Annotated in this window: 5 protein-coding genes and 1 other RNA gene; 5 read left to right on the forward strand and 1 reads right to left on the reverse strand. The window is 34.3% G+C overall.

All coding sequences use genetic code 11. The features are described from left to right. Positions 1 to 13 precede the first annotated feature (13 nt). The 3 genes from ssrA to P278_RS04640 all read left to right on the forward strand — a co-directional run bounded on the left by ssrA (position 14) and on the right by P278_RS04640 (position 2,543). Positions 14 to 414: a transfer-messenger RNA gene (gene ssrA / locus P278_RS16400) on the forward strand. Positions 415 to 672: 258 nt separating this feature from the next. Then, the gene (locus P278_RS04630) at positions 673 to 1,311 is read left to right on the forward strand and encodes a phage integrase SAM-like domain and Arm DNA-binding domain-containing protein (RefSeq protein ID WP_051413408.1); all 639 of its coding nucleotides are present in this window, start codon (positions 673 to 675) and stop codon (positions 1,309 to 1,311) included. A gap of 51 nt (positions 1,312 to 1,362) precedes the next feature. Next, a protein-coding gene (locus tag P278_RS04640) for an IS3 family transposase (RefSeq protein ID WP_152973888.1) occupies positions 1,363 to 2,543 on the forward strand; the annotation gives its coding sequence in 2 pieces (ribosomal slippage) (positions 1,363 to 1,618 and positions 1,618 to 2,543; 1,182 coding nt in all). A 110-nt stretch (positions 2,544 to 2,653) separates the two neighbouring features. Here the strand turns inward: P278_RS04640 and P278_RS04645 are convergent. Continuing rightward, the gene (locus P278_RS04645) at positions 2,654 to 3,451 is read right to left on the reverse strand and encodes an AraC family transcriptional regulator (RefSeq protein ID WP_082436087.1); all 798 of its coding nucleotides are present in this window, start codon (positions 3,449 to 3,451) and stop codon (positions 2,654 to 2,656) included. 159 nt (positions 3,452 to 3,610) lie between these two features. Here P278_RS04645 and P278_RS04650 point away from each other — a divergent pair, with 159 nt between their 5' ends. Next, entirely contained in the window at positions 3,611 to 5,371 is a 1,761-nt protein-coding gene (locus tag P278_RS04650) for an N-acetylmuramic acid 6-phosphate etherase (protein WP_038263102.1), read from the forward strand. A gap of 168 nt (positions 5,372 to 5,539) precedes the next feature. Further along, positions 5,540 to 7,669, forward strand: a complete 2,130-nt coding sequence (locus P278_RS04655) for an alpha-N-acetylglucosaminidase (protein ID WP_038263105.1) — start codon at positions 5,540 to 5,542, stop codon at positions 7,667 to 7,669. Positions 7,670 to 7,956 lie beyond the last annotated feature (287 nt).

A 7,956-nucleotide genomic window follows, 5' to 3' on the forward strand; every position in this document is an offset into this window, starting at 1 on the left:
CTTTTAAAATATTGGGGTCGACTGGTTTTGACAGCGAGTCGAATTGAAATGTAAGCATGCCGAGCTAGAGTACTAATGCTCGTTAATATCTGTGCTACACTTTTTAAATGGCGAGAATAACTACGCTCTTGCTGCCTAATCTGAATTTATAGTAAGATTATCGGCCACGTCCCCGCAAGGCGGGGAGGCGAGATGTCTCTTGATAGCCCTTGTTGACGGCGATCTAATTAGAGACACCATAAAAGTCAACATAGAAGTTGTGTAGCTTCGTCACAATTTCAAATCTTAAGAAGCTAAGCGCAAGGTAGGCGGTTTTCGGTCAGCTTTGTGTCGACAATTAAACGAAGACTAAGCATGTAGAAAGCATTTGAATTGCTTGTTTGGACGGGAGTTCGAATCTCCCCGACTCCACAATTTTTATATCTAAATTTTATCAAATCCCTGTAAACCTCAGTGTTTATGGGGATTTTCATTTTATTCCATTTCATTTAATACCATATAAATGCATATAAAAGGTGAGTAATTCGGGGTCTGTCATTTTTACTGATTTCAACTGACACCGAATAGCCTCAAAACCCCTATAAACAGGGCGATTCAGATTTTTAACTGTTTTTTTATTGCTAATTTATTATATACCTTTTCACTCAGTTAGTGTTAAAAAAGGTATGAATTATGGCGAATACATTTTCACTTTTATTCTATTTAAAACGAAGCAAAGCAGATATTAATGGAGAGGCTAATATCTATTTAAGAATCACTATGGATGGACAACGTGCAGAGATGAGTCTACATAGAAAAGTAATGATGAATCGATGGGATCAGCATATTGGTAAAATGATTGGAAGAAATACAATGGCCAGAGAAATTAATGAATACATTGATTTAGTTACCTATAAAATAAATAAACTATATCAGAACTATATTGACCAGGGGAAGTATATTTCCCCAAGAGAACTAATCAAAGCTTATAGAAGTTTTAATGTTAAGCCCAAAATGCTACTGGAAATCTTTAGAAATCATAACAAGAAGATGGAGGAGCTGATGGGGAAACAGTATTCTGAAGGTACAGTGAAGCGATATAGGACAACGCTGAATCATTTAGAGCAACATTTAAAAGAGGATCTTTTAATAGAAGACATTGCGGTTACCGAAGTAGATTTACAGTTTTTAAACAGGTTTGATTACTTTTTGAAATCCATAAGAGGATGCAATCATAATTCTTCGATGAAGTATTTAAACAACCTAAAAAAGATTATGCGCATTGCCTATGTGAATGAATGGATATTAAAAGATCTGGACTTCCTATATTAGACTGGACATAAAGATGAGAGAATATGTTAGTTAGTTTGAATCTTAGCACTTATGAGAAGAAAATCTAAACATTACACCTTAGAATTTAAACAAAAAGCAGTCGAGTTAAGTTATGCCAAAGGCAATGTAAAACAAGTATGCGAGGATCTGGATATATTTCCATCAGTACTTTACCGTTGGCGTAGGGAGTTAAAAGATTACGGTAAAAACAGTTTTCCAGGTCGGGGTAACCCTAAAATGACAGATCAAGAAAAAGAGATAGCTCGATTAAAAAAGGCATTAAAAGATGCCGAAATGGAACGTGACATCTTAAAAAAGGCCATCAGCATCTTCTCCTCGAGCGACAAGAAAAATTCAGGTTTATAAAGCAGCACCTTATGAGATTTCCTGTCGAGATGATGTGTCAAATATTAAAGGTAAGTAAAAGCGGCTATTACCATTGGTTGCAATCAGGACCAAGTAAATTATGGTTGGAAAATCAAAAGTTAACCACGCTTATTAAATCTATATTTAAAGATAGTTTTCAGAGCTATGGTTCACCCAGAATAAAAACAGAACTGGAGACATTAGGCTATAAAATATCAAAGCCCAGAGTAGCTCGTATTATGAGTGCTAATTACTTGTTTGCAAAACGGAAACGTAAGTTTAAAGCAACCACAGATAGTAAACATAATTACCCAATAGCGCCTAATTTATTAAACCAATGCTTTGGAGTAAGCAGACAAAATCAAGTTTGGGTAAGTGATATTACCTATATCAAAACCAAACAAGGTTGGCTATACCTAACTGTCATTATTGATTTGTTTAACCGTAAAGTTGTTGGGTGGGCACTAAGCGACAATCTAAGCGCAGAGGATACTATTATGAAAGCTTGGCATATGGCCATAAAGAAAACAGCTTTAACCCAGCCTTTAATATTTCATTCCGACCGAGGCATACAATATGCCAGCCATAAGTTTACCTCTTTAATTAAAAGTTACAATGGCTTAGTAAATCAATCTATGAGTCGTAAAGGTAATTGCTGGGATAATGCTGTTGCAGAATCGTTCTTTAAGTCATTAAAAGTAGAATGGGTTTATAGGCACAATTATAAGTTAAGATCTGAAGCTGAGTTATCGATCTTTGGATGGATAGAAACCTGGTACAATAATAGAAGAAGACATTCCTTTTTAGGGAATAAAACTATAAGAGAATTTGAATTAGACATGTATAACCTTAATCTAGCAGCTTAGTCATTCAACTAATTGTCCAGTTTTTTGTTGCAAGTCCAGATTTAAAAATGTGTTATTTTTAGAATTTCAATCGATTAATGCGACACAACCTAAGATAATTAAATATTAAATTATTTTTTTAATAAGCTACTTGGTGGTGCACCGTAAAACATTGAAAATTCTCGGGAGAATTCATGAACCCGATTATATCCTAAATATTCTGAAATTTGGGAAACGTTTAAGTGAGCAAAACTTAAAAGACTTTTGGCTTCTTCCATTCTCAGCCGACGAATACGCTGCATTGGTGTACAACCTGTTACTTTTTGACATGACCGTATAACCGTTGATTTGCTATATCCTGAAATTTTAAGTAAGTCCGTTAAAGAGGGTTTAAACATTTTACTTTTTCTAATTCTTCTTTCAATTTCCCACCATAAGGCTCTTTCTTCAATATTGTCATCATTAGAATCAAAAAATTTTTTTTCAATTTTATGAAGTATATTTAATAGGTAGGAAAAACTCATTAGCCTTTTATCCATATCAGATTGAGAAGAGAAAGATTTATAAAGTTTCTTAAATAGCTTTTGTAATTTGTCATCCGCCCTGAAAACACGATTTTTTGTGGAAAGAGGTATTAACTTTGATGCTTGATAACTTACTGAATAAAAAACAACATCTGAATGATCTCCGATGGTTTCCACCTCTTCTGATTCATAATAGTAAATAACATCTCCTTTCTTTACAGAATATTCTTTGCCATTTATTTTTATACAGTAAGATCCTTTTATAACATAATGCAATAAATGTCCCGACAGAGAATAGCATAAATATTTAAAGTAAGGAGGTCTTTTAAATTCCCATATTCCTGTAATGCTTTCTATAGGGCAATTCATATATGTTAGTGGGAAATTGTAATTTACTCTGCTCATAAATGATAAATGGAAGTGTCTTATATTAAGTTATTAATATAAAGGATGAAACTTTTTGCGAAATATATGAAACTTTATGTGAAATATCAGTACTCAGATTTTATTTAATTGCGCTGTGGTTTTTTGTTACAATCGTCACTTATTAAGTAAAAGAAAATAATGATTAATGGACAAACTTGTTATTTAGCAATAGATTTTGGAGGTAATTGGCTGAAGGCATCCTGGATAAATACTAATGAAACATTTTTTACAAAAGAATGTTTAAAAGAATTAAAAAATAATCACATACGAATAAAAAACGGTTTGCATGAAAATACTTCAATTGAAGAATTGATTTCCCTTTTTAAAACAACAATATCGATACTTGGTATAGGTGATTACTTTATTAAAGGTATTGGTATATCAATTGCCGGTATTGTTAACTATCATGGAGATAAGTTATTGAAATCAGCACCAAAATTAAAAATATTTCAAGATGATACATGGATAAGTAGGATTGAGAAGGAATTGAAATCTAATATTACTCTTATAAATGACGCTGACGCCACTGCTATTGGATTGGCTGAAACAAATAATTTGAATGGTAATAAAACTATAGGGGTTATGCCTGTCGGGACAGGACTAGGATTTACCGTTTGGAGAAATGGGAGAAGGTGGAGGCCAGGGAAATCTTTAACTTTGTTAGGAAGTATTTCGACTTCTGGTAAGAATTTTAATGAAATAGCCAGTGCATCAAAATTAGCAAGCTTTGATAATGAAGGAAATTTGGTGTCAGTTTTGTTGAAATCAGAGTATAAACAAGTTCGCAGGGAGTATTTAGAAAGCTTGGTCAATATTATTAAAACAGCCTTCCTTATCTATAATTTAGATGAACTGGTTATAGGTGGAGGTTTGGTAGATGCTGCTCAGTCAGCTCATTTTCCGCTTACCATGGAAATAAATGAAAGATTAAGAGATACACCTGAATATGAATTTGATAATGAAATAAAGGTTAAAATTGCAGAATTGGGTAATAATTTGCAATTAATAGGTGCATTGTCTTTGGCTAGGGGACAAAATGTAATTGCTCAACTGGAAAATCCTCTAAGTTATGATGAAATAGCTACGGAAGCGGCTTATGACGAAGACCTAGATTTACCCAAAATGAGTAATGTTCAAAGGTTAAATACACTTTGGAAGGCGGAACAAGAAGCAGGAAAGGCCCTAAAAGAGTGCTTTTCACTTTTGGATATTATAGTTGAAAAAACAGTAAATCGAATTCATTCTGGTGGACGTTTAATTTATGTTGGTTGTGGTACAAGTGGGCGGATTGCAGCGATGGATGCCGTTGAAATCCCTTGTACATTTGGTTTTCCTAGTGAAAAGATGATTACATTAATTTCGGGCGGGGTGTCAGATGTTGCCATGGAAATAGAGTCAGATTTTGAGGAAGATGCCAGTGCCGTGCCAGAAATGCTTTTGTTGAATATATTGCCGGAAGATGTTGTTATTGGTATTTCAGCAAGTGGCTCTGCTCATTATGTTCAATCGGCATTATCTTTTGCTAAAAGTAGAGGGGCGTTGACTGTGATAATTCAGACAAACCACCCAAGAACTGCGGTGCGTTTCTGCGAATACATAATTCCATTGAATTCTGGCAATGAAGTTATCGCAGGATCAACGCGAATGAAAGCGGGGACAGCAACTAAAAAAATCCTTAACTTTTTTTCAACATCAGTTATGGTAAATCTGGGAAAGGTATATGGATCTTATATGATAGATGTAAATTGTGTTAATAAGAAGATTATTGAACGTGCACAAAATATTTTACAAATTATATACGGGTTTGATAAAAAAACCGCTCATGAAGAATTAGTTAAGCATAATATGAATCTTAATGAGGCTATCAGGTCAATTCAACTGAGGGGAATAGGAGATTAGCTGTCTAGTATATAGAATTAGCATAGGTCGGATTAAAGTCAGAATTATAATTTATTAATAGATTTATAATCTATGTTAATTTATCCAATTACATAATTAAATAACGTAGTAGTTAGTTATCGAATTAGTAATTAATGACAAAGGAATAATTAACCTTCAATAAGTGTTATGAGAAAATTAATTTATACATTTTTTTTATTAGTAATAATTGTTAGCTGCGGAAGCATAGAAAATTCCGAATACAATGCGGAACTCCATGCAGCATATCAAGTTTTAGAGCGTGTATTAGATAATAAGGAGGAAGACATAGTTTTAAAAATAGATACATCTTTAGGACAAAGTTCTTATACTTACATGGCACAAGATGGAGAACTTACTGTAAAAGGAAATAGCACCATAGCTCTAACGCGTGGAGTATACGATTATTTGAAAAGCAATCAATTAGGGATGTTAGATTGGGTAGGCCCTGAGTTTAGTATTCCAAAAAAATGGCCAGATGCTCCCTTAACAAAAAACACGTCACCTTATCCTATTAGACATGCATTTAATGCAGTTACTTCAGGTTATACAACTCCTTACTGGGATTGGGATAGGTGGGAAAAAGAACTTGATTGGCAGGCGATGCATGGTTTTAATATGTTGATGGCTTCGGTTGCTAGAGAAGCTATTGCGGAAAGAGTCTGGAAAAAATTAGGACTGACCCAGAAAGAAATCGATTCTTTTTATGTTGGCCCTGCGCATTTACCTTGGTTGCGAATGGGTTGTATTCAAAAGGTGAACGGTCCATTACCTCCTGAGTGGCATAAAGATCAAATTAATCTTCAGCATAAGATTCTAAATAGAATGCGTCAATTAGGAATGGAACCTGTTGTACAATCATTTGGAGGGTTTGTACCAAAGAGCCTAAAACGAATATTTCCAGATATTACAATGTATGAAACCCATTGGAATGATGGGTTTCCGAAAGACCAACGTCCATCTTTTATCGCTCCTGATGATGAAGTGTTTGCCAAGATTAGTAAGTTATTCATGGAGGAATGGCAAAATGAGTTTGGCAAAGCCAAATATTTTTTGGTTGATAGCTTCAATGAATTACAACTTCCTGAGTCAGAAGTACCGGTTACCAAACTACTTGCCAATTATGGCAAAAAGACATATGATATAGTGAAATCTGCTAATCCTGAAGCCATATGGGTTATTCAAGGTTGGATGTTTTCATATCAACGAAATATTTGGAACCCCAAAACAGTTGAGGCCTTATTTAGTAAAGTACCATCAAATGAAGTACTTATTTTAGATTATGCTAATGATTACAATAACAATTGGAAACTTATGAATGCTTTTAATGGAAAACAATGGGTTTATGGGTTTGTACCAAATATGGGAGGTAAGACAGCATATACGGGAAATCTTTCACTTTATGCTACAGGAGCAGCTGAAACCCTTCAGTCAGCTGATCATGGAAACTTATCCGGGTTTACCATATCTGGGGAAGGCTTGGAAAATAATACGGTGGTCTATGAGTTATTGACGGATGTAGCCTGGACAGAGAATCCTATTGATTTAGATTTATGGTTAAAAAACTATTGTATGAATAGATATGGGGGGTACCCTGCTAAAATGAAGGAATCATGGGATTTATTAAGGCGAAGTGCATATGAAAAACTAGTTCCTCATCCTCAATTTGGATGGCAGTTGGGTAAGGCAAGAATTGGGACTGTTAATAATGATCCCGAATTTTATAAGGCTGTACAGTCCTTTTTAGATTGCAGTAATCTGTTATCTGATTCACCCAATTTTTGTGCTGATGCAATAGAACTTTCTGCTCTGGCTTTAGGGTTAAAAGCCGATGAATTCTTCAATATGGCTGCTATTGCGTATAGAAATGGAAATATAAAAGGAGGTGATGAGGCTGGAGAAAAAGGGCTTAAACTTTTAACTAATATAGACAAGTTGATGGCCTCTCATCCTTTAAATAGGTTAGATCGTTGGATTGAAATGGCAAGGGGACGTGGTAAAACAGACCTACTTAAAGATTACTACGAGAGTAATGCTAAGTATATAATTACGGTTTGGGGCCCACCAGTGAATGATTACTCATGTCGGGTGTGGAGTGGATTAATTGGTGATTTTTACCATGATCGAATGGAATTAGTTTTGAATGCTCTTAAAACAAATAATACAATTGATGTAGTAGAGTGGGAAATTGAATGGACTAAAAAAACAGGGGTCAATAAAGTGAAGCCATTTGAAGACCCTATAGAAGCAGCTAGAGAGCTTATTAAAAAAAATATATAACCCATGGAATTGGCATAATACAGTGATAGTCATTTGCTTATTGTCTTCTTAGGCCCGTTAGCTTGAACCAATTAAGAAGATAAGACTGTTGTTTATTCCTTTCAAGTCTTCTATGATTTATATTTCTAATGACAACCCAGGTTTTGAGATTTATTAAATTGGGTAAGTGCATATTTTAATGGGAGACTTGAGTTTTAGTGGATTGTATTCCTATCGACTTCAAATTTTTATGATAATACCATTGGGTAAGGCTACGCAATAGTTTTTTATTCATTATAGTTTGTTCT

Source organism: Zhouia amylolytica AD3 (assembly GCF_000511935.2).
Classification (GTDB): domain Bacteria; phylum Bacteroidota; class Bacteroidia; order Flavobacteriales; family Flavobacteriaceae; genus Zhouia; species Zhouia amylolytica.

Bases quoted from the DNA above. Each gene is read 5' to 3' on its own strand.
- P278_RS04650 (WP_038263102.1), top strand. From the start codon at position 3,611: ATGATTAATGGACAAACTTGTTATTTAGCAATAGATTTTGGAGGTAAT.
- P278_RS04645 (WP_082436087.1), bottom strand. From the start codon at position 3,451: ATGAGCAGAGTAAATTACAATTTCCCACTAACATATATGAATTGCCCT.
- P278_RS04655 (WP_038263105.1), top strand. From the start codon at position 5,540: ATGAGAAAATTAATTTATACATTTTTTTTATTAGTAATAATTGTTAGC.
- P278_RS04630 (WP_051413408.1), top strand. From the start codon at position 673: ATGGCGAATACATTTTCACTTTTATTCTATTTAAAACGAAGCAAAGCA.